General features: G+C 69.5%; 24 protein-coding genes. 13 read left to right on the plus strand and 11 right to left on the minus strand.

Going from position 1 to position 23,823, the window contains the following annotated elements; all coding sequences use genetic code 11:
• Window positions 1-403: 403 nt before the first annotated feature.
• The 3 genes from sphst_RS10095 to lgt form a co-directional block, all read right to left on the minus strand.
• On the minus strand, window positions 404-913 hold the full coding sequence (locus sphst_RS10095) for a GNAT family N-acetyltransferase (RefSeq protein WP_107045476.1): 510 nt from the start codon (window positions 911-913) through the stop codon (window positions 404-406).
• Window positions 910-1,962, minus strand: a complete 1,053-nt coding sequence (locus sphst_RS10100) for a class I SAM-dependent methyltransferase (protein WP_107045477.1) — start codon at window positions 1,960-1,962, stop codon at window positions 910-912. The genes sphst_RS10095 and sphst_RS10100 overlap by 4 nt, the downstream gene beginning before the upstream one ends.
• Before the next feature lie 135 nt (window positions 1,963-2,097).
• Complete coding sequence (lgt, locus tag sphst_RS10105) at window positions 2,098-3,006, minus strand: prolipoprotein diacylglyceryl transferase (protein ID WP_056407438.1); 909 nt, start codon at window positions 3,004-3,006, stop codon at window positions 2,098-2,100.
• Between the two features lie 94 nt (window positions 3,007-3,100).
• Here lgt and sphst_RS10110 point away from each other — a divergent pair, with 94 nt between their 5' ends.
• From sphst_RS10110 to phbB, 4 genes are all read left to right on the plus strand, one after another.
• Window positions 3,101-4,789, plus strand: a complete 1,689-nt coding sequence (locus sphst_RS10110; protein ID WP_031395151.1) for a class I adenylate-forming enzyme family protein — start codon at window positions 3,101-3,103, stop codon at window positions 4,787-4,789.
• 292 nt (window positions 4,790-5,081) lie between these two features.
• Window positions 5,082-7,274, plus strand: coding sequence for a molybdopterin cofactor-binding domain-containing protein (locus tag sphst_RS10115; protein ID WP_107045479.1), 2,193 nt, complete (start codon window positions 5,082-5,084; stop codon window positions 7,272-7,274).
• Window positions 7,271-8,278, plus strand: a complete 1,008-nt coding sequence (gene hemH / locus sphst_RS10120; protein ID WP_031396018.1) for a ferrochelatase — start codon at window positions 7,271-7,273, stop codon at window positions 8,276-8,278. Before sphst_RS10115 ends, hemH begins: the two co-directional genes overlap by 4 nt.
• A gap of 34 nt (window positions 8,279-8,312) precedes the next feature.
• Window positions 8,313-9,035 (plus strand): acetoacetyl-CoA reductase, encoded by a 723-nt coding sequence (gene phbB, locus sphst_RS10125; RefSeq protein ID WP_031439092.1) that lies wholly within the window; start codon window positions 8,313-8,315, stop codon window positions 9,033-9,035.
• Window positions 9,036-9,184: 149 nt separating this feature from the next.
• Here the strand turns inward: phbB and sphst_RS10130 are convergent, their stop codons facing one another.
• Window positions 9,185-9,499, minus strand: coding sequence for a hypothetical protein (locus sphst_RS10130; RefSeq protein WP_031396020.1), 315 nt, complete (start codon window positions 9,497-9,499; stop codon window positions 9,185-9,187).
• 388 nt (window positions 9,500-9,887) lie between these two features.
• Entirely contained in the window at window positions 9,888-10,274 is a 387-nt protein-coding gene (locus tag sphst_RS10135; protein ID WP_056406961.1) for a glycine zipper 2TM domain-containing protein, read from the minus strand.
• Window positions 10,275-10,479: 205 nt separating this feature from the next.
• Here sphst_RS10135 and sphst_RS10140 point away from each other — a divergent pair, with 205 nt between their 5' ends.
• Window positions 10,480-11,514, plus strand: coding sequence for an esterase-like activity of phytase family protein (locus tag sphst_RS10140; RefSeq protein WP_234387561.1), 1,035 nt, complete (start codon window positions 10,480-10,482; stop codon window positions 11,512-11,514).
• A gap of 215 nt (window positions 11,515-11,729) precedes the next feature.
• Here sphst_RS10140 and rpmB read toward each other — a convergent pair whose 3' ends face one another.
• Window positions 11,730-12,020 (minus strand): 50S ribosomal protein L28, encoded by a 291-nt coding sequence (gene rpmB, locus sphst_RS10145; RefSeq protein WP_031395040.1) that lies wholly within the window; start codon window positions 12,018-12,020, stop codon window positions 11,730-11,732.
• A 227-nt stretch (window positions 12,021-12,247) separates the two neighbouring features.
• Here rpmB and sphst_RS10150 point away from each other — a divergent pair, with 227 nt between their 5' ends.
• Both sphst_RS10150 and sphst_RS10155 read left to right on the plus strand, forming a co-directional pair.
• Window positions 12,248-12,481, plus strand: coding sequence for a hypothetical protein (locus sphst_RS10150; protein WP_031395039.1), 234 nt, complete (start codon window positions 12,248-12,250; stop codon window positions 12,479-12,481).
• A gap of 79 nt (window positions 12,482-12,560) precedes the next feature.
• Window positions 12,561-12,992 carry a nucleoside deaminase gene (locus sphst_RS10155; protein ID WP_107045485.1) on the plus strand — a complete coding sequence of 144 codons (432 nt, stop codon included), beginning with the start codon at window positions 12,561-12,563 and terminating at the stop codon, window positions 12,990-12,992.
• A 226-nt stretch (window positions 12,993-13,218) separates the two neighbouring features.
• Here the strand turns inward: sphst_RS10155 and sphst_RS10160 are convergent, their stop codons facing one another.
• The gene (locus sphst_RS10160; RefSeq protein ID WP_031394229.1) at window positions 13,219-13,893 is read right to left on the minus strand and encodes an OmpA family protein; all 675 of its coding nucleotides are present in this window, start codon (window positions 13,891-13,893) and stop codon (window positions 13,219-13,221) included.
• Between the two features lie 140 nt (window positions 13,894-14,033).
• Here sphst_RS10160 and sphst_RS10165 point away from each other — a divergent pair, with 140 nt between their 5' ends.
• A complete protein-coding gene (locus sphst_RS10165; protein WP_107045480.1) occupies window positions 14,034-15,335 on the plus strand; it encodes a hemolysin family protein in 1,302 nt (433 codons plus the stop codon).
• Window positions 15,336-15,411: 76 nt separating this feature from the next.
• Here sphst_RS10165 and sphst_RS10170 read toward each other — a convergent pair whose 3' ends face one another.
• Entirely contained in the window at window positions 15,412-15,813 is a 402-nt protein-coding gene (locus sphst_RS10170; protein WP_031394352.1) for a hypothetical protein, read from the minus strand.
• Between the two features lie 135 nt (window positions 15,814-15,948).
• On the opposite strand from sphst_RS10170, the gene sphst_RS10175 reads away from it, so the two are divergent.
• A complete protein-coding gene (locus sphst_RS10175) occupies window positions 15,949-16,254 on the plus strand; it encodes a hypothetical protein (protein WP_128082304.1) in 306 nt (101 codons plus the stop codon).
• A 41-nt stretch (window positions 16,255-16,295) separates the two neighbouring features.
• Here sphst_RS10175 and sphst_RS10180 read toward each other — a convergent pair whose 3' ends face one another.
• Together sphst_RS10180 and purD are read right to left on the minus strand one after the other, a co-directional pair.
• Window positions 16,296-17,087, minus strand: coding sequence for a hypothetical protein (locus sphst_RS10180; RefSeq protein WP_107045481.1), 792 nt, complete (start codon window positions 17,085-17,087; stop codon window positions 16,296-16,298).
• Window positions 17,088-17,221: 134 nt separating this feature from the next.
• Window positions 17,222-18,493: a phosphoribosylamine--glycine ligase gene (gene purD / locus sphst_RS10185; RefSeq protein ID WP_107045482.1), complete on the minus strand. Its 1,272-nt coding sequence runs from the start codon at window positions 18,491-18,493 to the stop codon at window positions 17,222-17,224.
• Between purD and xseA the strand changes: the two genes are divergently transcribed.
• From xseA to sphst_RS10200, 3 genes are read left to right on the plus strand one after another with little or no spacing between them, the layout of a single operon-like run.
• Window positions 18,492-19,952 (plus strand): exodeoxyribonuclease VII large subunit, encoded by a 1,461-nt coding sequence (gene xseA, locus sphst_RS10190; protein WP_442800392.1) that lies wholly within the window; start codon window positions 18,492-18,494, stop codon window positions 19,950-19,952. The two genes, purD and xseA, sit on opposite strands and share 2 nt — an antisense overlap.
• 31 nt (window positions 19,953-19,983) lie before the next feature.
• Window positions 19,984-20,184 (plus strand): DUF2093 domain-containing protein, encoded by a 201-nt coding sequence (locus sphst_RS10195; RefSeq protein ID WP_031441717.1) that lies wholly within the window; start codon window positions 19,984-19,986, stop codon window positions 20,182-20,184.
• Window positions 20,181-21,032, plus strand: a complete 852-nt coding sequence (locus sphst_RS10200; protein ID WP_442800393.1) for a M23 family metallopeptidase — start codon at window positions 20,181-20,183, stop codon at window positions 21,030-21,032. The genes sphst_RS10195 and sphst_RS10200 overlap by 4 nt, the downstream gene beginning before the upstream one ends.
• Window positions 21,033-21,062: 30 nt before the next feature.
• On the opposite strand, the gene sphst_RS10205 is transcribed toward sphst_RS10200, so the two are convergent.
• Window positions 21,063-21,599 carry a hypothetical protein gene (locus tag sphst_RS10205; protein WP_107045483.1) on the minus strand — a complete coding sequence of 179 codons (537 nt, stop codon included), beginning with the start codon at window positions 21,597-21,599 and terminating at the stop codon, window positions 21,063-21,065.
• 307 nt (window positions 21,600-21,906) lie between these two features.
• On the opposite strand from sphst_RS10205, the gene sphst_RS10210 reads away from it, so the two are divergent.
• Window positions 21,907-23,823 (plus strand): TonB-dependent receptor plug domain-containing protein (locus tag sphst_RS10210; RefSeq protein WP_159043570.1); only part of this gene is annotated, 1,917 nt, incomplete at its 3' end.

Here is a 23,823-nt window from a genome sequence, read left to right on the forward strand (position 1 = left end):
GCGCCGGTCGAGACTCCGCCGGTGCGGGTGAGGAAGCCGTGGGGGATGGGGGCGAGCGATTTTGCGCGGATGGGGGTGGGGGCGGGATTCATGCTCGGATGTCCTGTCTGTCGTCCAGCACCACCCCGGCGAAGGCCGGGGCCCAGTTGGGGGACGGTTGTAACGAGGGGCGGTGCTTCATTACCGGGGACGTTCCACTTGGGCCCCGGCCTTCGCCGGGGTGGGGGCTGGGTTGGGAATCTGGGGCGGGGCACTGGCGTGCTGCACCACCCCGGCGGAGGCCGGGGTCCAGTTGGGGGACGGCTGTGACGGGGGGCGGCGTTTCATTACCTGGGCCTTCCCAACTGGGCCCCGGCCTTCGCCGGGGTGGGGGTTGGGTGAGGTTTGGGGGCGGCGCGCCGCGTCATAGCGCCAGGCGCATGATGCGGTCGTCGTCCGCCTTCTCGCCGACCATGAAGACGTAGCGGCCGATCTCGGTGAAGCCGTAGCGCTGGTAGAAGCGGTGGGCGCGGTGGTTGTCGACATAGACGCTGAGGATCATCTCGGTCCGCGCCTCGGCGCGCGCGGTGGCGAGCGCCCAGTCCATCAGCGCGGGGCCGACGCCGGCGCCGTGCTGGTCGGCGCGGACGTAGAGCTGGTAGAGCTCGACCGCGGTGGCGGGCCAGTCGCCGGGGAAGGCGACCGGGCCGGTCTTGGCGAAACCGACGACCGCACCCTCGTCGAGCGCGACATGGATGCGGAAGGCGGGGTCGCCGATCTGCGACGGCAGGCCCTGCGGCCCGAACGCCTGGTCGAGGAAGACGGCGAGATCCTGCGGGCGGTAGAGCGTGCCGAACGTCTCGGTGAACGACGCGCGCGCCATCGCGGCGAGCGCGGGGCCGTCGGCGGGGACTGCGTCGCGGTAGGTGATCACGCGAAGGCGGCCGGGTTGGGCCAGCCGGGCGACGTGATCGCGAGCGCTTTGAACAACGACCCCATGTCGTCCATCAGCCGGCGGCGGTCGGCGGCGAGCGCCTCGGCGCGGTCGGGCGAGGCCTTGGCGAGCGCGGAGGTGCGCGTGTCGATGCCGAGCCCGCCGAGCAGATCGCGCTGTGCGACGGGGCCCCAGGCGACCGCGCCATCAGCCTGCGCGGCGGCGGCGAGCGTGGTGAAATCGACATGCGCGGTCAGGTCGTGCTCGCCCGGCGATTCGAACGGGTTGGCAAAGGCGTGCGCGCGGACCGCCTGGAGCGTGTCGCCGAGCGCGGGGCCTTCATAGCCGTAATCGATCGCGAGCAGCGCGCCGCCCTGTGCGACGAGGCGTTTGGCGAGCGCGCGGACGATGCCGACCGCGGCGGGGGCGGTTTCGAGGATCGATCCGGCGGGCGCGTCGCGGAACGGCTCGGGGATGACGGCGTCGGGAAGCGGCTTGCCCGCGATCGGGAGGAACAGCAGGTCCTGCGCGGCGACGAGGCGTTCGTACCAGGCGTCCTCGCGTTTGAGCAACTGGCGGATCGGCAGCGCGTCGAAGAATTCGTTCGCGACGACGATCAGCGGAAGCTCGGTCGGCAGCGTGTCGATGGCGTCGTGCCAGGTCGCGGCGGGGACGCGCTCGGCCTGCGCGGTGCGGAGCGCGGGGCTGGTCTCGACGAAATGCACGGGGGGCGTCAGGCCGGCCTTGGCCATCGCGCGCAAGGCATCGGCGGCGAGCGTGCCGCGGCCGGGGCCGAGCTCGACCCAGGCGATGTCCGGGCGGCCGGCGCGGTCCCACAGGTCGGCGCACCACAGGCCGAGGAGCTCGCCGAACATCTGGCTGATCTCGGGCGCGGTGGTGAAGTCGCCTGCGGTGCCGAGCGGGTCGCGGGTCGCGTAATACTGCGCGTTGGCGGCGGCCATGTACTGCGCGACGGGGACGGGGCCGGCGAGGGTGATCGCGCGGGCGAGGCGTTCGGGGAGGGCGGTGTCGGGGGTGGTGTCAGTCATCGTAAAGCTCTCTGCCTCCCCGGCGGAGGCCGGGGCCCGGTTGGGCGGTCGATGTAACGACGCGCACCGCCCGTCACGAGGGACGTTCCAACTGGGCCCCGGCCTTCGCCGGGGTGGGGGTGAGGGTGGTGTCCGTTACGCGACGCTCTGCGCGCCGGCGATGGATTCGACGCGGATGCGGCGGCGGGCGGCGGTGAGGATCAGGAAGAGGCCGCCGAGGATCATCGGCACGCAGAGCCACTGGCCCATGTGGAGCCCGGTCTTCTCGGCAAAGGCGCGCAGCTGCGAATCGGGTTCGCGGAAGAATTCGACGGTGAAGCGCGCGAGGCCGTAGCCGAGGACGAACAGCCCGACGAGCTTGCCCGGGTCATAGCGCGCCTTGGTCTTCCAGAAGGCGAACCAGAGCAGCGCGAACAGCGCGAGCCCCTCGAGCCCCGCCTCGTAGAGCTGGCTCGGGTGGCGGGCGGGTTCGATCATGCCGAAGGGGACGGTGCGCGCGAAGACGATGCCCCAGGCGACGTCGGTCGGCTTGCCCCAGAGCTCGCCGTTGACGAAATTGGCGAGCCGCCCGAAGAACAGCCCGAACGGCACGCAGCAGGCGATATAGTCGTGGACGCGCAGCCAGTTGAGCTTGTGCTTGCGCGCGAACAGGATCAGCCCGAGCGACACGCCGATGACGCCGCCGTGGAACGACATGCCGCCGTCCCAGAGCCGCAGGATGCGCAACGGCCGCAGGATCATCTCCGGCGCGTAGAACAGCACATAGCCGAGCCGCCCGCCGAGGATGATGCCGAGCGTCGCGTAGAAGACGAGGTCGTCGGCATGACGCCGCGCCATCGGTGCGCCGGGCTGGGCGAGCAGCTTCAGCAGATACCACCAGCCGAGCAGGATCCCGCCGATATAGGCCAGGCTGTACCAGCGCAGCGTGAAGAAGCCGATCGAGAAGACGTCGGGGTGGAGCCCCAGGTCCTCGAACCGGATATGTTGGCCCGTAGCGGGGCTAGGCAGGCCACCGGCTACGGCGGCTAAGGTCGACAGGATCAATGGCTTTTCCCCACGCGTTCGCGCCTGCATAATGAGCGGTGACGATAAGACCAAGGCGATAAGACCGGGGTCATCGGAGCAATGGGAGAGCGATATGCGGACCGAGCTAGACGCGGCGATGGATTCGACGATGGCGGCACTGACCGCGCCCGGGGGGATGCTCGGGCTTGGATCGATCGAGCGGTTCGGCGTGACGCTGCCGACGATCGCGGTCGCGCCGCCCGCGCTCAACGCCTATTTCGCGCATTATGCCGGCGAGCACCGCGACCAGGTGTTCCTGGTCGCAGGCGACGAGCGGCTGACGTTCGCCGAGGTCGAGGACGCCGCCGAGCGCGTCGCCTGCGCGCTGGTATCCGCGCACGGCATCCAGCGGGGCGACCGGATCGGCATCGCGATGCGCAATTCGCCGTCGTGGATCGTGCTGTACATGGGCATCATCATGGCCGGCGGGGTCGCGACTTTGCTGAACGGCTGGTGGCAGTCGGACGAGCTCGAGGCGGCGATCCGCGACGTCGACTGCAACATGGTGTTCGCCGATCCGCCGCGCGTGAAGCGTCTGGCGCAGATCGCCGGGCTGGCGACGCCGGTGATCGGGATCGACGACACCCAGCCGCTGCGAATCGCACTCGACGTGCTGCTGAAGGAGGATCCGGTCGGCGTCGCGCTGCCGCCGCTGGGCCCCGACGACCATGCGACGATCCTGTTCACGAGCGGGTCGACCGGCCAGTCGAAGGGCGCGCTGTGCGATCACCGCGCGATCATCCAGGCGATCTTCAACTATCTGGGGCAGGCGATGATGATGCTCGGCATCGCCACCGCGCAGGGCAATCCGCCGGTCGGCCAGCCGGTCACGCTGCTGACGATCCCGCTGTTCCACATCACGGGCGAGGTGCCGGTGTTCCTGCAGAGCTTCGCGATGGGGCGAAAGCTGGTGTTGATGCCCAAATGGGATGCGCGCGAGGCGATGCGGCTGATCGAGGCGGAGGGCGTGACCTATTTCGTCGGCGTGCCGCTGATGAGCTTCGAGATCCTCAACCACCCCGATCGCGGCGATTACGACCTGTCGACGGTGACCGATTTCGCCGCGGGCGGCGCGCCGCGGCCGGTCGAGCATGTCCGGCGGCTGGGCGAGGAGATGGGCGGCAGCGCGCCGCTGATCGGCTACGGGCTGACCGAGACGAACGCGGTGGGGACGGGCAACTGGCGGAGCAATTATATCGCCAAGCCCAATTCGGCGGGGCGGGCGAGCGCGCCGCTGGTCGACCTCGCGATCCTCGACGATGACGGGCGCGCGCAGCCCGCGGGGGTGCGCGGCGAGGTGGGCATCCGCAGCGTGTGCAACTTCAAGGAATATTGGAACCGGCCCGAGGCGACCGCGGCGGCGTTCACCGCGGACGGCTATTTCCGGACGGGCGATATCGGGTTTCTCGACGAGGACGGCTATCTGTTCATCGTCGACCGCAAGAAGGACATCATCATCCGCGGCGGCGAGAATATCTCGTGCCAGGAGGTCGAGGCGGCGCTGTACCAGAACCCCGCGGTGGCGGAGGCGGCGGTGTTCGGGCTGGCGGACGAGCGGTTCGGCGAGGTGCCGGGCGCGGTGGTGGTGCTGCAGGAGGGCGAGACGCTGACGCCCGACGATCTGTGTGCGTATCTCCACCAGCATATCGCGGCGTTCAAGGTGCCGCAGCGGGTCTGGATCGCGGATGCGCCGCTGCCGCGGCTGGGGACGGAGAAGACCGACAAGGTGACGATCCGGGAGCGGTATCGGGGGATGGTTTGAGGGGGGTGCCTTAGGCCGGCGGGGAGTCGGCCGGGGTGGCGTTCGGGGCTCTGGATCCTGACTTTCGTCAGGATGACGGGGTGTGGGTGGCGTGCGCGTGCTTCACTTCTTCTCGTCATCCTGACGAAAGTCAGGATCCAGAGCCCAGCAGCGGCGCGTTTTGTTACCCTGGGTCCCGACTTTCGTCGGGATGACGGAAGGGGGGATGACGGTAGGGGGTGGGGCGCGCTGCCCCTCATCCGGCGGTTTGCGGCGCCTTCACCGCGGGGGGGAGACGGGGTAGGGGCGCGGGATGATCAGCAGGCGGGGGATTTTGGCGGGGGGCGGCGTGGGGATCGGGCTGGTCGTCGCCTGGGGGCTGTGGCCGCGCGACTATGCGCCGACGCTGGTGGCGGATCCGGGGGAGAGCGCGTTCGGGGCGTGGCTGAAGATCGGCAGCAACGGGCATGTCACGGTCACGGTGCCGCAGGCCGAACAGGGGCAGGGCGTCTATACCGCGCTGGCGCAGATCGTCGCGGACGAGCTGGGCGCGGACTGGCGGACGGTGGGGGTCGAGCCTGCGCCGCTCAACCCGCTTTATGCCAATCCGGTCGGGCTGAACGCGCTGTTCGAGGGGATGCCGGGCGTGGTTCCCGCAGCGGTCGCCGGCCCCGCGCCGATGCTGACCGCGGGATCGAGTTCGGTGCGGATGTTCGAGGCGGCGTGCCGGAGCGCGGGTGCGGCGGCGCGGGTGCTGTTGTGCAAGGCGGCGGCGCGGCGCTGGGATGCGGACTGGGCGGACTGCCGGACCGAGGCGGGGTTCGTCGTCCAGGGCACGCGGCGGATCCGCTTCGCCGCGCTGGCCGAGGACGCCGCGCGCGAGACGCTGCCGGACGACCCCAATATCGGCGGGCCGGGCGCGGGGGCGCTCGCGGGGCGGTCGGTGCCGCGGATCGACACGCCGGCCAAGGTCGACGGATCCGCCAATTTCACCGGCGACGTCCGCCTGCCCGACATGGTCCATGCGGCGATCCGGCAGGGACCGGTCGGCGACAGCCGGCTGATCGGGGTCGACCGCGCCGCCGCGGACCGGGTGCGCGGCGTGCTGCAGATCGTCGAGACGCCGCGCTGGGTCGCGGCGGTGGCGACGACCGGCTGGGCGGCGCAGCAGGCGCTGTCCGCGATGGCGCCGCGCTTTGCCACGCGATCGTCGCTGGTCGACAGCGGGACGATCGCCGCCGCGCTCGACGCCGCGTTCGAGACGTCGGGCGCGACGATGGCGCAGACCGGGGAGATCGGCACGCTGCTCGACGGGGCGGGGGTGGTGACCGCCGCCTACCGCGTCGCGCCCGCGGTGCATGCGGCGATCGAGACGCGCAGCGCGACCGCGGCGTACCGCGACGGGATCCTCGAACTTTGGCTGCAGACTCAGGCGCCGGGGCCCGCGCGCGCGGCGGCGGCGCGCGCGGCGGGGATCGCCGAGGCGCAGGTGGTGATCCATCCGATGCCGGTCGGCGGGTCGTTCGGTGCCGCGCTGGAGCATGACGCGGCGGCGCAGGCGGCGGTGCTGGCGGTGCGGCTGAAGCGCCCGGTCAGCCTGGTCTGGTCGCGGGCCGAGGATCTGATGCACGACCGCTATCGTCCCGCGGCGGCGGCGCGGCTGGCGGCGCGACTCGATGCGCGCGGGCGGATCCTTGCGTGGCGCACGGCGATCGCGGCGCCCGCGACCGGCGCGGAGATCGCGGCAAGGGTGCTGCCGGGGATTGCGAGCCGGGCGGCGACCGCGCTGACCCGCGGCGATCCGCATGCGGTCGGCGGTGCGCTGCCCGCTTATGCGATCCCGGCGGTGGCGGTCGTGCATCATGCCGCCGAGATCGGCGTGCCGACGGGCGCGCTGCGCGGCGGCGCGCATGGCTATACCGCGTTCTTCACCGAGACGTTCGTCGACGAGCTCGCGCGGATCGCCGCGACCGAGCCGATGTCCTACCGGATCGGCATGCTGGGCGGCGGCGCGAGACTCGCGCGGTGCCTGTCGACCGCGGCGTCGCTGGGTGGGTGGAACGGCGGCGTTCCCGGCAGCGGCCAGGGGATCGCGGCCCACGCCTTTCGCGGCAGTTTCATCGCGGTTCTGGCGGAGGCGCATCTGGGCGCGGACCGGCGGCCGGTGGTCGAGCGGCTGGTCGCGGCGGTCGATTGCGGGGTGCAGATCAACCCCGACCTGGTCCGCCAGCAGATCGAGGGCGGGCTGATCTTCGGGCTGGCGACCGCGCTGGGTGCGGCGACCGGCTTCACGCGCAACCTGGCCGATGCGCGCGGGTTCGGCGACCTGCATCTGCCGCGGCTGGCGGACACGCCCGACATCACGGTCGAGCTGATCCGCAGCGACGAGGCGCCGGGCGGGGTCGGCGAGCTGGGCGTGCCCGCGGTCGCGCCGGCGATCGCCAACGCAATCTTCTCCGCAACGGGCTTTCGTCTGCGCGATTTGCCTTTAAGACCCTCGACATGACCCTGCCCCCCGACCATCCCGCGATTCCGAAGCCCCGGATTGGCGTCCTGCTGATGAACCTGGGGACGCCCGACGGCCCCGACGTGCGATCGGTCAAACGCTATCTCGGCGAATTCCTGTCGGATCGCCGCGTCGTCGAGATCCCGGCGATCGCGTGGCAGCCGATCCTGCGCGGCATCATCCTGAACACGCGGCCGAAGAAATCGGCGCATGCGTACAGCCAGGTGTGGCGCGAGGACGGTTCGCCGCTCGCCGCGATCACGCGGTTGCAGGCGGCGGCGGTGAAGGATTCGTTCGGCCCCGAGGTGATGGTCGACTGGGCGATGCGCTATGGCCGGCCGGCGATCGCCGAGCGGCTGAGCGCGATGCAGGCGGCGGGCTGCGAGCGGATCCTGCTCGCGCCGCTCTATCCGCAATATTGCGCGGCGACGACCGCGACCGCGAACGACAAGGCGTTTGCGCATCTGGCGGGGCTGCGCTGGCAGCCCGCGCTGCGTACGCTGCCGCCTTATTATGACGATCCCTTGTATATCGACGCGCTGAAGACCGATCTCGAGACGTCGCTCGCCGCGCTCGACTTCGTCCCCGATGCGATCGTCGCGAGCTTTCACGGCATGCCCAAGCGGACGCTGGAGATGGGCGATCCCTATCATTGCCACTGCCAGAAGACCGCGCGGCTGCTGAGCACGGCGATGGGGCGCGAGCTGACGGTCGCGTTCCAGTCGCGCTTCGGGCCGCAGAAATGGCTCGGGCCCGCGACCGACGAGACCCTCGTGGAACTGGCCAAGGCGGGGAAGACCAAGGTCGCGATCTTCGCCCCGGGCTTTTCGGCGGACTGTCTGGAAACGCTCGAGGAATTGTCGATTCGCGGGCGCGAGAGCTTCGAGGAGGCGGGCGGCAAGGAGTTTGCCTATCTGCCGTGCCTGAACGATGGCCCTGCGGGGGTCGCGATGCTCGAGGGGCTGCTCGCACGCGAGCTTGAAGGTTGGACGCGCCGCGGTTAGCCTCCGGTAAAACACGTATGGCGGGAGAGAAGGCATGGCACGCGTCGCGATCGTAACCGGGGGAACGCGTGGCATAGGCGAAGCGATCAGCCTTGCGCTGCAGAAGACCGGGCTGACCGTGGCGGCGACCTATGCGGGCAATGCCGAACGCGCCGAGGCGTTCGCCGCGCGGACCGGAATCGCGGTCTATCAATGGGATGTTGCGGATTACGACGCGTGCCAGGCGGGCTGTGCGAAGGTCGCGGCCGATCTGGGCGATGTCGACATCGTCGTGAACAATGCGGGCATCACGCGCGACGGCACGATCCTGAAGCTGAGCTATGACGACTGGAAGGCGGTGATCGACACCAATCTGGGCGGCTGCTTCAACATGGCCAAGGCGGTGTTCCCGGGCATGCGGACGCGCAAATGGGGGCGGATCGTCAATATCGGCTCGATCAACGGGCAGGCCGGGCAATATGGCCAGGTCAATTACGCCGCGGCGAAATCGGGCATCCACGGCTTCACCAAGGCGCTGGCGCAGGAGGGCGCGCGGGCCGGGGTGACGGTCAACGCGATCGCGCCGGGCTATATCGATACGGACATGGTGGCGGCGGTGCCGGCGGACGTGCTCGAGAAGATCGTCGCGAAGATCCCGGTCGGGCGGCTGGGCCAGGCGAGCGAGATTGCGCGCGGGGTGGTGTTCCTGTGCTCGGAAGAGGGCGGGTTCGTGACCGGCTCGACGCTGAGCATCAATGGCGGACAGCATATGTATTGACGGTTTTGCCCCGGCTGCGCGGCAGCAGGGGCAAAACCGGCACGGCCGGCGGACGGGTGCAACCCGGTCCGGCCGACGGCTTTGCCGGCGGCGTGGGGTTTGGGCGAGTCGCTGGGGACGGTGGTCTGGGCTCTGGATCCTGACTTTCGTCAGGATGACGGGGTCGCTTCGGCCTCGGGGGCGAAACCGAAATAATCGTGGCGGTACGCGTCGAGCGCGGTGCCGATGCAGCGGACCGTCGGGGAGGACTGCGCGTCGCCCTGATCGTCGGCGTGCAGGGTGAAATCTGCGCTGGGGAGCTCGGTCCGGCTGGGACGGAATTTGCCGCGGACCGCGCCGCAGCGGGTGGCGATCTGCGCGACCGCGCGTGCGGTGAGGACGGGCTTTTCCGCGTGCCGCCCGGCCGCACAGCCGGCGAGTAGCGGAAGAGTCGTCAGCATGGCGAGCGCGAGGGTGCGGATCACGGGGCTCTCCGGGGTCTGGATGTCGCAGCGTAGGGCGGTCGGCGTTGCGGCGGAAGCGGGGATGCGCGGCCGGGGACGGTGGGTAGTATCCTGGATCCTGACTTTCGTCAGGATGACGGGGTTTGGTGGTGGATGTCGTTCACTCTCGTCATCCTGACGAACGTCAGGACCCAGAGCCACGAGCGTTGCGGGTGGTATCCTGGGTCCCGACTTTCGTCGGGATGACGGAGGGGGCGCGGGATCGTGTTTGCGGAGGGTCTTGCGGCCTGACGAACAAGAGGCCGGCTTCCTTGGGAAGCCGGCCTCTGCCCTCGATACGCTACGCGAGGGAACTTGGGAACCTGGGTGGCGCGGGTGCTTGGTTTGGCGAGCCCCCGCGCTTTCGCGCTTAGCGGCGGCAATACCGAGGATTGTCCGACTTATCGATCGCGTTGCCGGCGAGGCCGCCACCGGCGGCGCCGAGCAGCGCGCCGATCGTGCCGTTGCCGCGACCCGCGACCGTGTGGCCGAGCAGGCCGCCGGCGAGGGCGCCGACGATCGTGCCGCCGGTGTTGTCGCAACCGCGACGGTTGTTGCGGTCGTTGCGATAATTGTAGCGGCGGTCGTTGCCGCGATATTCGCGGTCATAGCCCCGGCCACGGTCATAGCCGCGCCCGTCGTAACCGCGGTCATAGCCGCGCTCGTAACCGTAGCGCTGCGCCTCGGCGGCGACGGGGACCAGGGTTGCGGTGCCCATTGCGAGCGCGCTGACGGCGAGGGTGAAGGTCTTGAACATCAAACGTCTCCCATTTGGGACCTGGGGGAGTGCGCCGGTGACGGGCCCTTCGATCCTGATGACAGCCTTATGGTCGAGTCGGATTGAGCCGAGCCTGAATGCGTTCGTTATCAACGGTTCAGGCGCGACTCCGGTCCCGCGCCCTATCGCGTGCGCCTGACTGGAAGCGGGTGCCCCCGGGCGCGGCAGCGGCTATGGGGCGGGCGTGCGGCGTTTTCCGACCCTGTTGTTCGTGCTGGCGAGCGTGCACCTGCTGGTGCCCGGATGGAGCGGCACGTCGCGCCTCCCGCTGCTGGGCGCGGCGGCGGACATGACCGCGACGCGGGTGCGGATCGATCCGGCGGATCCGTCGCGGCGGCGGCTCGGCAGGCTGACCTATCTCGGCGGGGTGGTGCTGCGCAGTCGCGATTCGGCGTTCGGGGGATATTCCTCGATCGCGGTCCGTCGCAGGGCTTCGCGGACACAGGTGACGTTGCTCAGCGATGGCGGGAATATCGTCCGCTTTCATATCGGTGACGACTGGCGGCCCGCGGGGATCGGCTTTGCCGCGCTGCCGGGTGGTCCCGGGCAGGGCTGGTCGAAGCGCGACCGGGACAGCGAATCGCTGACGATCGATGCCGCGACGGGGACCGCCTGGGTCGGGTTCGAATATTGGAACGCGGTCGGGCGCTATGCCGCGGGGGCGGACGGCACGCTGCTGGCGCGATTCGAGGGGCTGGTCCGGCCGCGGGCGATGCGCGAATGGCCCGACAATGGCGGGCCCGAGAGCATGGTGCGGTTGCGCGACGGGCGATTCGTCGTGCTGTCGGAGACGGCGCGGCCGCGGGTGCGGACGAGCGCGGGCGGGGTCGGGCGCGGGACCGGGCGGCGGGGGCTGCTGTTCGCGGGCGATCCGCTGACGGCGCGCGGGGTGGGCTTTACCTATGTGCCGCCGGTCGGGTTCAGTCCGGTCGATGTCGCGGAGCTGCCCGACGGGCGGCTGATCGTGCTCAATCGCGCCTTTGCGGCGCCGTTCGCGTTTTCCAACACCGTGACGGTGATCGAGTCGGGGGCGATTCGGGCAGGGGCGGTGGTGCGGGGGCGCGAGATCGCGCGGCTGGCGGCGCCGCTGGTGCATGACAATTTCGAGGGGATCGCGGTGGTGCGCGAGGGGGACGACACGGTGGTGTGGATCGTGTCGGACGACAACGAGACTGCGTTGGAGCGGACGCTGTTGCTGAAGTTTCGGCTGGAGGGGTAGCGGGGGTGGTGCGGGGCTAGCGGTGTCTCGACTTCGCTCGACACGAACGGGAGGGGACGGTGCACCGGGCGGACGGTGTCTCGACTGCGCTCGACACGAACGGAAAGGGAGGTGGAACGGGTTCGGCGGCGCGTTTACGTGCGACGGGCGCACAAACGCCGACGGCCCGCGCTCCGGTGGGAGCGCGGGCCGGGGCCGTGTCGCAGTCGCGCCGATTAGGCGGCGGCGGCGATCTTCTTGACGACGTCGCGCTTCAGGCGGCGGGCCTTGAGCGAGAGCTTGTCGTCCGAGGTCTTGACGAGCCAGTTGTCGAGGCCGCCATTATGCTCGACCGAACGCAGGCCGTGCGTCGAGACGCGGAGACGAACGCTCTGCTCGAGCGAGTCGGAGATCAGCGTGACGTTCTGCAGGTTGGGCAGGAACGTACGCTTGGTCTTGTTGTTGGCGTGGGACACGTTGTTCCCGACCATCCGGCCTTTGCCGGTCAGTTCGCAAATGCGCGACATCTGTCTACCTATCAAGTGTCGGGAGGAACCCCGGAAAGGCGCGCGGATACCCGGCAAGCGCGGCCGCGTCAACCGATTCACCCGTTTTTGCCGATCGGCGCCCACGTGGATGCGGCGAACGGGGCGGCAGAGCGGGGCGTGCAACCGCGCGGGGTTGATCGACGTTGTTACGCCATCGAACCGGTCGACGCCCGTCATGGGTCGTGGCCTTATATAAGGGGAATCCCATGCGTACGCTCTTGTCTCTGGTCGCGATCGCGCTGCTCGCCGTCGTCGCTCTGATGTATTTCGGGATCATCAACATCGACCAGACGCGTGCCGGCGCGATCCAGACGCCGAAATTCGAGGCGGACGTCGCCAAGGTGCGGCTGGGGACCGAGACCAAGACGGTCGCGGTGCCGACGATCTCGGTCGACAAGCCGGGGACCGCGGCGGACAATGGCCAGGTGCCCGCCAACTGATCCGCGCCCGCCTTGTCCTGCGGCTTTACCTGATGGGGAAGGCAGGGCAGGGCGGGGCATGTTTCCGATCCCCGACCCGATGCGGCGCGCGCTCGACGCCGCGCGCGATGCCGCGGCGGCGGGCGAGGTGCCGGTCGGCGCGGTCGTGGTGCGTGCCGGGCAGGTGATCGCGACCGCGGCCAATGCGCCGCGCGCGCTGTGCGATCCGACCGCGCATGCCGAGATGCTCGCGATTCGCGCGGCGGCCAGGGCGCTGGGGCGGGACCGGCTGGAAGACTGCGATCTGTGGGTGACGCTCGAGCCGTGCGCGATGTGCGCGGGGGCGATCGCGCATGCCCGGATCGCGCGGCTCTATTACGGGGCGGCGGATGCGAAGGGCGGCGCGGTCGAGCATGGCGCGCGGTTCTTTGGGCAGCCGACGTGCCATCATCGGCCTGAGGTGTATGCGGGGATCGGGGAGCGGGAGGCTGGGGCGTTGTTGACGGGGTTTTTCCGGGAGCGGCGTCCGTAGAAGAAGAATGGGTTCGCGCGGAGGCGCGGAGGCGCGGAGATGGTGCATCCGGCCCTTCGGTCGGGAGACCCTGACCTTTAGCGCTGCCGGACGTGATCGGGCGGTCGCTTCGCGGCGTCCACACCTACTCCGCGCCTCCGCGTCTCCGCGCGAACCCCCCTTCTTCTACTGCAAGTCCGCCCGCACCCTGGGTCCCGGCTTTCGCCGGGATGACAGAGGGGGGTGGTTAGCGGAGGTCGTTCTGGGTGATGGGGACGATCTTCACCTCGACGCGGCGGTTGGCGGCGCGGCCGGCGTCGGTGTCGTTCGAGGCGATCGGCTGGCTTTCGCCGTAGCCGCGGGTGCCGATGCGGGCGGACTGGACGCCGTGGCTCGACAGGTAATCCGCGACCGAGGTCGCCCGGCGCTGCGACAGGGTCTGGTTGTAGGAGTCGCTGCCGGTCGAATCGGTGTGGCCGTACACGTCGATATAGGTCTGGTTATACTGGCGCAGCGTGTCCGCGACCTGATCGAGCGTGCGCTGGAACTGCGGCTGCACGGTCGCGCTGTCATAGGCGAAGGTGATGCCCGACGGGATGTTGAGCACGAGGTCGTCGCCCTGGCGGATCACCTGGACGTCGGTCCCTGCGGTGCGCGCGCGCAGGTCGCGCTCCTGCTTGTCCATGTACGCGCCGACGCCCGCGCCCGCGAGGCCGCCGATCCCTGCGCCGAGCAGCTTCTCGGTCCGATCGTTACGCCCGCCGACGATGTCGCCGAGCAGATAGCCGCCGAGCGCGCCGCCGATGCCGCCGAGCGCGGTCTTCGAGATCGTGCGCTGGCCCGTCTCCGGATCGGTCGTGCAGGCCGACGTCGTGACGAGTGCGGCGAGCGCTGCGCCGATGAATATACCCTTGGCCTTCATGTCTCTGTCCCTTTTGATCATGCCGCAGATAACCCGGCATATTCGGCGATTGTTCCACCTGCGCACTGAACGCCCGATGACGATAAGTGTCGAGACCGGTTGTGAAGCGCGCGAATGTGCGCCAAGAGACGATCGAGCCAATGGCACCGCTTCCCCCCTTCCCCTGGATCGACGTCGCGATCATCCTCGCGCTCGTCGCGTTGAACGGCGTGTTCGCGATGAGCGAGCTCGCGATCGTGTCGTCGCGGCGTGCGCGGCTCGACGCGCTGGCGCGGACCGGGCGCAAGGGCGCGAGCGCCGCGTTGCTGCTCGCCGCCGACCCCGGCAAGTTCCTGTCGACCGTGCAGATCGGCATCACGCTGATCGGGATCCTGGCGGGCGCCTATTCGGGCGCGAGTCTGGGCACGCCGACCGCGGCGCGGCTGCAGGCGCTGGGGCTGAGCGCGAGCACGGCGGAGACGGTCGGCTTTGCGATCGTCATCGGCCTGACCACCTATGCCTCGCTGATCATCGGCGAGCTGGTGCCCAAGCAATTTGCGCTGCGATCGCCCGAGACGATCGCCGCGTTCATGGCGCGGCCGATGCGCTGGCTCGCGATCATCACCGCGCCGATCGTGTGGGTGCTCGATTCGACGAGCGCGCTGATCTTCAAGGCGCTCAGGCTCAACCGCGAATCGGAGGAGCATGTTACCGCCGAGGAACTGCACCTGATCGTCGCCGAGGCGTCCAAGTCGGGCGTGATCGAGGAGCATGAGCGCTCGATCATCTCGGGCGTGGTGCGGCTCGCCGACCGGCCGGTGCGCGAGGTGATGACGCCGCGGACCGATATCGACTGGCTCGACTGCAACTGGGATGCCGACGAGATCCGCGACACGCTGCTCGCGTCGCAGCACACCAGGCTGCCGGTCGGCGACGGGTCGATCGACCGGGTGCGCGGCGTGGTGCAGGCGCGCGACATCGCCGCCGCGCTGTTCCGCGGGGAACCGCTCGACCTCAACGTGCTGATGCGCAAGGCGCCGGTGGTGATCGACCAGATCGACGCGATGGACGCACTGATCGCGCTGCGCCAGGCCGAGGTGCCGATGGCGCTGATCCATGACGAATACGGGCATTTCGAGGGGATCGTGACCCCCGCCGACCTGCTCGCCGCGATCGCGGGCGAGTTCAAGTCGGATGCCGACCCGGACGATTCGCCGTCGGTGGTGGTGCGCGACGACGGCTCGCTGCTGGTCGCGGGCACGATGGCGGCGGATGCGCTGGCCGACCGGCTGGGCATCGACCTGCCCGAGGACCGCGACTACGCGACCGTCGCCGGGCTCGCGCTCGCGGTGTTCCGCCATCTGCCGGGCGAGGGCGAGAGCTTCGTCGAACAGGGGTGGAAGTTCGAGATCGTCGATCTGGACGGGCGACGGATCGACAAGCTGCTCGTCAGCGAGGTTTGAGGCTGGCGGGGGCGGGGCTTGAACGCGCCGGATCACCGACCCGGTTGATTTACCCGGGCGCTCATTGTTTCGACGCTTAGCGGTTGCCCGAGATTTTAAGCCGTCGCGACACGTACCGCACGCAGGCAAAAACCGCGATTCCGACTACAAGAGACGGCGCATAGATCATTCCGACCCCGTAGATCGGGACGTCGCGAAGTGATTGGTAGTCATACCACGAGCTATAGATGACGTAGACGCACAGGGCGACGAACAGGATTGCGCACACGAGCATGGCGATCCTTGCTTCGGCGTCGACCTTTTCGTGTGCGACGGTTTCCGCATGCTCGCTGTTTGCCAGACGGTGCAGGACGGGACCAAGGAACACGCCAACGGCCGAACCGACCGCCAGGATAATGACAGGCTTGTCGAAGGCGACAGTAGCGCAGACGATTGGACCCAGACTTAGATACGCAAGGATCAGCAGCCCCTTTGCCATCCCGTATCGTGGTTGCTGCATAGCCTGTCCGCCGCCTTATTGGTTTTCCTTGTCGTGGATGAAATTCGTTAACGGTGCGTGAGGCAGCGTCCGCGTCAACGCGGGCGGTGGCGGATGTTCGTGCTAGTGTCGGCCATGACCATCATAGCCTTTGTCATATTGCTGCAAGCTGCCTCGGGGCAGATGGCGCCACCGGTGATCGTGCGGCCGGCGGATGACCGGACGGTGTCCGCCCCGCTTCGTGGGCTGGGCGACACGATGGAAATCGCGGGTCGCTGTTCGCGCTTTATCGCCGCCGCCGACATGGACACGTTCCTTGCCGTGGCCAAGGCCAACCCCGCCGACGAGCCGTATCTCATCAGCCGGATCGGCAAGGGCAGCCAGCATCCGAAGGATCCCGCATGGTGCAATGCGGCGATCGAGACGCTCGGTCGGAAATAGCCTGTCGGGATGAAGCAGGCCGCTGATGCGCGGCCTGCGTGTCAGAGTTTGCCGAAGACCGCTTCGAAGCCGGGCTTGTCGCCGGCGGCGAGGAGGCGGGATTGTTCGATCCAGCGGTCGCGGCCCATGCGGCCGGTGAAGGCGCCGAGCTGCGCGTCGATGTTCTGCGCTTCGGTTTCGGAGAGTGCGGCCATGTCGCCGACGGTGGTGACGCCCAGTTCCGCGAGGCGGGTGGCGACCTTGGGACCGAGGCCCTTGAGCTGGGTGACGGGGGCGGCTGCGTGGTCGACCGCTGGGGCTGGAGCCGGGGCCGGGGCGGGTGCCGGGGTGGGTGTCGGAGTGGGGGCTGGCGCCTCGGTCGGGGTGGCGGCTTCGGCGGCGGGGTTGGCGTCGAAGCTGGCGGCGGCGATCGGTTCGTCGGACAGCGGCGCGGGGGTTGGCGCGGGAGCGGGCGCGGGCGCGGGGGCGACTGGCTGCGGTGCAGGCGCGACCGGAATCGGGGTCGGGGCGGTCTGGACCTGCGACTGGCTGGGTGCGGGGGTCGGTTTCGGGGCCGGGCGCGTTTCGGGAGCTGGGGCGGCGGCGGGCGTCGGCGCGGCGGGCAGCTCGGGGGTCGGCTCGGGTGCGGGTTCGACGCCGGCTTCGCGCGCGTTGGCGATGACGTCGCGCGACGCCTTTTTGCGGCTGCGCTTGGCCTTGATGCCCCAGAGCAGCCCGGCGATCACGAAGAGCGCGAGCACCGCGATGATCGCGAAATGGATCGTCGTCAGCGTGGTGATGCCGTCGGGGAGCAGGCTGTCGCCCGAGGCGGACGTCGCGGAAGTTTCGTTCATTTGCCTATAGTAGCGGGGTGGGTCGGGGGGGGCGAGACTTAATGCGCGTTGGCGGTGGTATCAGTGGCGTTGCGTTTGGGGATGCGCCCCACCCCCAACCCCTCCCCTGAAGGGGAGGGGCTTTTTGTTTCGGGTTACCTCGTGAGTTCGCGCCAGCCTATGTCGCGGCGGTAGAAGCCTTCTGCGAAATCGATCGCCTCGACCGCGCGGTAGGCGTTGGCCTGGGCGGAGGCGAGGTCGTCGCCGGTGGCGGTGACCGCGAGGACGCGGCCGCCCGCGGCGACGAGGCCGCCATCCTCGAGCCGGGTGCCGGCGTGGAAGACGATGCCGCCTGCCGCGCGCGCCGAATCGAGGCCGATGATCGCGCCGCCGGCCTTGGGCGTGCCGGGATAACCCTCGGCCGCCATCACCACGGTGAGCGCAGTGGCGTCGCTGAAGCGCGCGGGCGGGAGGTCGGCGAGCCGGCCTTCTGCAACTGCGAGCATCGTCGCGATCAGGTCGCCCTCGAACCGCATCATCAGCACCTGGGTCTCGGGATCGCCGAAGCGGGCGTTATATTCGATCAGCTTGGGGCCCTGCGCGGTGAGCATGAGGCCGGCATAGAGGACGCCGCTGAACGGGATCCCGTCCGCCGCCATCGCCGCGACGGTGGGGGCGACGATCTCGTCGAGCGCGCGCTGTTCGAGCGCGGCGGTGAGGACGGGGGCGGGGCTGTAGGCGCCCATGCCGCCGGTATTGGGGCCGGTATCGCCCTCGCCGACGCGCTTGTGATCCTGCGCCGAGCCGAACGGCATCAGCGTGGTGCCGTCGGTGAGGACGAACAGGCTCGCCTCCTCGCCTTCGAGGAATTCCTCGATCACCGCCTCCGCCTCGCCGTCCGCGAACAGCGCGTCGAGCGCGGCATCGGCCTCGACGCGGGTGAAGGCGATGACGACGCCCTTGCCCGCGGCGAGCCCGTCGGCCTTGATCACCACGGGCAGCGAGAAGGTGCGGGTGAGCGCGACGTCGGCATCTGCACGGCTCGCGACGCGGACATAGCCCGCGGTCGGGATGCCGGCGCGCGCGCACAGATCCTTGGTGAAGCCCTTCGACCCTTCGAGCTGGGCGGCGGCTTTCGACGGACCGAAGACGGGGATGGCGGCGGCGCGCAGGCTATCGGCGAGGCCGTCGACGAGCGGCGCCTCGGGGCCGATCACGACGAGGCCGATGGCCTTTTCGCGGACGAAGGCGACGACGGACGCGTGATCCGTCGCATCGAGACGCACGAGCGTCGCAAGGCTGGCAATGCCGGGGTTGCCCGGCGCGGCATAGAGCGTATCGAGGCCTGGAGAAAAGCTGGCCGATTGCACCAGCTTCCACGCGAGCGCATGTTCGCGGCCCCCCGAGCCCAACAGCAGGACGTTCATGCCCGATCCCTTTTCCGATGACGTCGTGTCCAGCGACATGCTGGCGAGCGATATGGGGCGGCTGGTAGCCGAGCCGGTCGCCGGCGACAACGCACTCGCCATGTCGGTCGGCGAACTCGCGTTCAAGCTGAAGCGGATGGTCGAGGGCGAATTCGGCCATGTCCGCCTGCGCGGCGAGATTTCGGGATGGAAGCGCGTGGCGTCGGGGCATTGCTACATGGCGCTGAAGGACGATCAGGCGGTGATCGACGGCGTGATCTGGAAGGGGAGCGCGGCGCGGCTCGCCTTCGTGCCGCAGGACGGCGTCGAGGTGATCGCGACGGGCAAGCTGACGACCTATCCCGGGCGGTCGAAATACCAGATCGTGATCGACCGGATGGAGCTGGCGGGCGCGGGCGCGCTGATGGCGCTGCTCGAGAAACTGAAGGCGAAGCTCGGCGGCGAGGGGCTGTTCGACGCGGCCGCCAAGAAGCCGCTGCCGTTCATGCCGCAGGTGATCGGCGTGGTGACGTCGGGGACGGGCGCGGTGATCCGCGACATTCTCCACCGGCTCGAGGATCGCTGTCCGACGCACGTCATCGTCTGGCCGGTCAAGGTGCAGGGCGAGGGATCGGCCGCCGAGATCGCCGCGGCGGTGCGCGGCTTCGATGCGATCGCGCCCGGCGGACCGGTGCCGCGCCCCGACCTGGTGATCGTCGCGCGCGGCGGCGGGTCGGTCGAGGATCTCTGGTCGTTCAACGAGGAGGTCGTGGTGCGCGCGGTCGCCGCCTGTTCGATCCCGATCATCTCCGCGGTCGGGCATGAGACCGACACGACCTTGTGCGATTATGCCGCCGACCTGCGCGCGCCGACGCCGACCGCGGCGGCGGAGATCGCGGTGCCGGTGCTCGCCGACCTGCGCCTCACGATCGACAGCCACCGCAACCGGACCGAGCGGTGTGCGCGACGCTATGTCGAGCGCGGGCGCGAGCGGCTCGATGCGCTGGCGCGGCATCTGCCCAAGCGCGACCAGCTGCTCGGGCCGCAGCGCCAGCGTGCGGACGATGCCGGGCAGCGGCTCGATCGCGGGCTCGAGCGGCGGCTGACGCTGGCGCGCGGGAGCCTCGACCGGTCGGGCGCGGCGCTGCGGCCGGCGACGCTCGAGCGCAAGCTGGAGGGCGCGCGGGCGCGGCTCGATGCGACGTGGCGACTGGTCCAGTCGCTCAACCCCGATGCGATCCTCGACCGTGGCTATGCGCGGGTGACCGTGCAAGGTGGCGGTACGACGCTCGCGTCGGCGGCGGCGGCGCGTGCAGCGGGGGCGCTGACGCTGCATTTCCGCGACGGGATGGTCGATGCCACCGTCGATGGGGGTGAGCGCGAGGTCGCCGCCAGGCCGAAGCCGGCGAGCCGGCCGACGCCGTCTGCCGCCCCGTCCGCTGCCTCCGGTGCCGCGCCGCGCCAGCCGACCCTGTTCTGATCCTTCCCCCTGTGACGACGAGAGAAATCCGATGCTGATGTCCAATTCCGACCGCGCCGCCAAGCTGCATTACATGGCGAACGGGTTTCGCGTGCTGAGCCCGGGGGATCATGTCGTGTGCGCGGTCACCGGCCACCGCATCCTGCTCGAGGATCTGCGCTACTGGAGCGTCGAGCGGCAGGAGGCCTATGCGACCGCGGCGGGCGCCGCCGAGGCGATGAAACCGCGGTGATCCGCGGACTGCTGTTGCCGTTGGCGCTGCTCGCTTCGGGTGGCACCGCGCAAACCGTGCCGGCTCCTGTTGCGACCGTTCCCGCGGCGACGGGATTCGTCTGGACCGGGACGCTGAGCCAGGGCGGGCTGATCCTGGGCACCGCGCCTGCGGGGACGCGCGCGCTGACGCTCGACGGGCGGGCGGTGACGGTCGCGCCCGATCGCCGGTTCGTCGCGGGGTTCGACCGTGATGCGGGGACGCAGGCGATGCTCGTCGCGACGCTGGCGGACGGGCGCGTCGTGCAGCAGCCGCTGGGAATCGCAGCGCGCGGATGGGACATTTCGCGGCTGTCGAGCCTGCCCAAATATCCGGTCCCCGCGCCCGAATTCGCGCGCGTGCGCCCCGGCGAACTGGCGCAGATCGTCGCGGCGCGGCGGATCGGGGCGGTGTCGGACGGCTGGCGGCAGGCGTTCGTCTGGCCGGTGACGGGGCGGATCTCGACGCTGTTCGGGTCGCAGCGCGTCTATGCCAATGGCGAGGCGGGGTCCTATCATTCGGGGATCGACATCGCGCGGCCGACGGGGACGACCGTGGTCGCGCCCGCGGACGGCGTGGTGATCGTGGCGGCGGATCACCCCTTCACGCTCGAGGGCAATCTGCTGATGATCGACCACGGCATGGGGCTGAACAGCGCGTTCCTGCATCTGTCGCGGATCGACGTGAAGCCGGGCGACCGGGTGACGCAGGGCCAGCCGGTCGGCGCGGTGGGCAATAGCGGGCGTGCGACGGGTCCGCATCTCCACTGGAGTTTGCGCTGGGGGGATGCGAAGCTTGATCCGTTGCTGGTGGCGGGGGCGATGAAGTAAGCGCCGGACGCGAGAGCGGGCGCGCGGCGGTCAGTTGAGGCGGCGGACCTTGACCGCGGGCTGACCGCCGACGCTCATCCGGAAACTGCCGAGTGCGGCGCGCTTGATGACGACCGCGTCCTTCGCGCGTGGGCGCCGGGCGATCACATTGTCGTCGGTCTGGATCCAGCGCGCGCCGTCGCCGAGCTGGAAGCGCCAATGGCCGGAGTCGTCGACCGACGCACCCGCGAGAACCGCCTCGATCTGCGGCAGGTCCTCGGCCTTGCCGAGCAGGCCGGTCTCGGGAAGCGCGATGCCGAACACCGCGCGCCGCGTCTCGCGCACCTGCTGCTGATCGATGATGACGATCGTCCGGTTCGCTTCAGCCTGTTCGAGCGCGGCGACCGAGCGGTCGAAACAGGCGAGCCGCGCGGCGGTCTCCGGCAGCGTGCGGCACTGGGTGAGCGCGACCAGCACCGGCGCGCGTTCGCCGCGGGGCGACCCCGCGGTCGCAGCGGACGGCAGGCCCGCGATCAGCAGGGCGGTGGTCAGCAGGCCGGCGGCCGCCCGTCGTGTCGATATGTGCATGTCCGTGTCATCCTCGTATCGGCTTCGGCAATCCGGGGCCGATCCGGGGCGGGGGCGCGCAGGGCCCGCCATCCCCGGATCATCCCCTTTGATTCCTTTGAAAAACCCGCCGCAGGGCGCCGGATTCGCGATGTTGCCTTTTTGTAACAATGGTACGTCAATGCGATGATCCGTTACTATTTTACAATTTTATTTTGGACAAAAGCGCTGCCGTTTGCGTAACCGGCCCCCAGTCAGTGCGCCGGAGCGCGCCGCAACACATCGCGTCAGTCATCACGGATCGACGGCGCGAAAGGGGAATGAATACATGCGGAATCATATGTTTCGGGATTGCCTGCTCGCGTCCACGATGATCGCGGGCGCCGTCGTCGCGCTGCCGGCAGCGGCCCAGACCGCACCGGCTCCTGCACCGGCAGCCGAGCCGGCTCCCGCACCGCAGAGCACCACCAGCGACGACGGCGCGGCAGCGACGACCCCGGCAGTCTCGAACACGCCGAGCGAGGATCCCGCTGCAGCCGGGACCGCCGCGGGTACCGACATCGTCGTCACCGGATCGCGTATCTCGAACCCCAACCTGACCTCTGCCAGCCCGATCACCGTGGTCAACGCGGCGGACATCAAGCTGCGCGGCGCGACGCGGATCGAGGACGTGCTCAACAGCCTGCCGGCGTCGTTCGCGACGCAGACCTCGTCGGTGTCGAACGGGTCGACCGGTACGGCGACGATCAACCTGCGCAACCTGGGTGAATCGCGCACGCTGGTGCTGATCAACGGCCGCCGCCTGATGCCGGGCAACCCCTCGTCGAGCAGCACCGCGAGTGCGGCCGCCGACGTCAACATGATCCCCGCCTCGCTGATCAAGCGCGTCGACGTGCTGACCGGCGGCGCCGGTTCGGTCTATGGGTCGGACGCGATCGCGGGCGTCGTCAACTTCGTGCTCGACACCGATTACGAAGGCTTCAGCGTCGACGTGTCGGGCGGCATCAACAACCACAACAACCGCAGCGAGCGGTTCCAGGCGCTGTCGGCGGCAAGCGGCTATCCCGCGCCGAGCGGCCAGGCGTTCGACGGCACGCAGTTCGACATCAACTTCAAGGTCGGCGCGGCAACCAGCGACGGCCGCGGCCATGTCGTCGGCTATGGCGGCTATCGCAAGATCGGCGCGATCCTGCAGGGGTCGCGCGACTATAGCTCGTGCGGGCTGAACGCGCCGTCGGGCAATGTCGGCAACGATTATGTCTGCGGCGGATCGGCCACCGCATTCCCGGCGAACTTCACGCTCGGCGATGCGACCGAGGGCGGGCCGCCGACCGGCTATACGCTGAACGCAGCAGGCCAGCTCGTCGCGGGGCGGACGCTCTACAACGCCAACCCGCTGAACTATTACCAGCGTCCGGACACGCGCTACACCGCGGGCTTCCTCGCCAAGTATGAAGTCAGCGACGCGTTCAAGCCCTATGCCGACTTCATGTTCATGGACGATCGCTCGGTCGCGCAGATCGCGCCGTCAGGTGATTTCAACAACACGACGGTCCTGAACTGCAACAACCCGCTGCTGTCGGCGGCGCAGGTCTCGACCTTCTGCCGTGCGTCCAACCTGGTGACCGACGCCAATGGCGCGGTGGTCAACCTGACCAACCCGGACGGCTCGCAGTATCAGCAGGCGAAAGTCCGCATCGGCCGTCGCAACGTCGAGGGCGGCGGGCGTCAGGCGGATCTTCGCCACACCCAGTATCGCTTCGTCGCGGGCGCGACCGGCGATATCGACAAGGGCATTTCGTACGAGGCCTATGGCCAGTTCGGCAGCACCGTGTTCAGCCAGGTGTATCGCAATGAATTCTCGATCTCGCGCACCACGCGCGCGCTCGACGCGATCACTGACACGCGTCCCGGCTCGGCGACGCTCGGCCAGGCGGTCTGCCGCTCGGTCGTCGACGGCACCGACCCGAACTGCGTCCCGCTCAACATCTTCGGCGCGGCCGCGATCACGCCTGAAGCGCTGAACTATGTCCAGACCCCGGGCTTCCAGTCGGGCGAGAACAAGGAAACCGTCCTCAACGCGAACTTCACCTTCAAGGGCGCCGAATACGGCGTGCAGTCGCCGTTCGCGAGCGAGGGCATCGCGCTGAACGTCGGTGGCGAGTACCGCAAGGAATCGCTGAGCCTCGAAGTCGACAACGCGTTCCTGAGCGGCGATCTGGCCGGCCAGGGCGGCGCGACGCTG

This window comes from Sphingomonas sp. STIS6.2 (assembly GCF_000732685.2).
GTDB classification, from domain to species: Bacteria; Pseudomonadota; Alphaproteobacteria; order Sphingomonadales; family Sphingomonadaceae; genus Sphingomonas; species Sphingomonas aerolata.

Bases quoted from the DNA above. Each gene is read 5' to 3' on its own strand.
- sphst_RS10100 (WP_107045477.1), bottom strand. From the start codon at position 1,962: ATGACTGACACCACCCCCGACACCGCCCTCCCCGAACGCCTCGCCCGC.
- sphst_RS10110 (WP_031395151.1), top strand. From the start codon at position 3,101: ATGCGGACCGAGCTAGACGCGGCGATGGATTCGACGATGGCGGCACTG.
- sphst_RS10115 (WP_107045479.1), top strand. From the start codon at position 5,082: ATGATCAGCAGGCGGGGGATTTTGGCGGGGGGCGGCGTGGGGATCGGG.
- hemH (WP_031396018.1), top strand. From the start codon at position 7,271: ATGACCCTGCCCCCCGACCATCCCGCGATTCCGAAGCCCCGGATTGGC.
- phbB (WP_031439092.1), top strand. From the start codon at position 8,313: ATGGCACGCGTCGCGATCGTAACCGGGGGAACGCGTGGCATAGGCGAA.
- sphst_RS10135 (WP_056406961.1), bottom strand. From the start codon at position 10,274: ATGTTCAAGACCTTCACCCTCGCCGTCAGCGCGCTCGCAATGGGCACC.
- rpmB (WP_031395040.1), bottom strand. From the start codon at position 12,020: ATGTCGCGCATTTGCGAACTGACCGGCAAAGGCCGGATGGTCGGGAAC.
- sphst_RS10150 (WP_031395039.1), top strand. From the start codon at position 12,248: ATGCGTACGCTCTTGTCTCTGGTCGCGATCGCGCTGCTCGCCGTCGTC.
- sphst_RS10155 (WP_107045485.1), top strand. From the start codon at position 12,561: ATGCGGCGCGCGCTCGACGCCGCGCGCGATGCCGCGGCGGCGGGCGAG.
- sphst_RS10160 (WP_031394229.1), bottom strand. From the start codon at position 13,893: ATGAAGGCCAAGGGTATATTCATCGGCGCAGCGCTCGCCGCACTCGTC.
- sphst_RS10165 (WP_107045480.1), top strand. From the start codon at position 14,034: ATGGCACCGCTTCCCCCCTTCCCCTGGATCGACGTCGCGATCATCCTC.
- sphst_RS10170 (WP_031394352.1), bottom strand. From the start codon at position 15,813: ATGGCAAAGGGGCTGCTGATCCTTGCGTATCTAAGTCTGGGTCCAATC.
- sphst_RS10175 (WP_128082304.1), top strand. From the start codon at position 15,949: ATGACCATCATAGCCTTTGTCATATTGCTGCAAGCTGCCTCGGGGCAG.
- sphst_RS10180 (WP_107045481.1), bottom strand. From the start codon at position 17,087: ATGAACGAAACTTCCGCGACGTCCGCCTCGGGCGACAGCCTGCTCCCC.
- xseA (WP_442800392.1), top strand. From the start codon at position 18,492: ATGCCCGATCCCTTTTCCGATGACGTCGTGTCCAGCGACATGCTGGCG.
- purD (WP_107045482.1), bottom strand. From the start codon at position 18,493: ATGAACGTCCTGCTGTTGGGCTCGGGGGGCCGCGAACATGCGCTCGCG.
- sphst_RS10195 (WP_031441717.1), top strand. From the start codon at position 19,984: ATGCTGATGTCCAATTCCGACCGCGCCGCCAAGCTGCATTACATGGCG.
- sphst_RS10205 (WP_107045483.1), bottom strand. From the start codon at position 21,599: ATGCACATATCGACACGACGGGCGGCCGCCGGCCTGCTGACCACCGCC.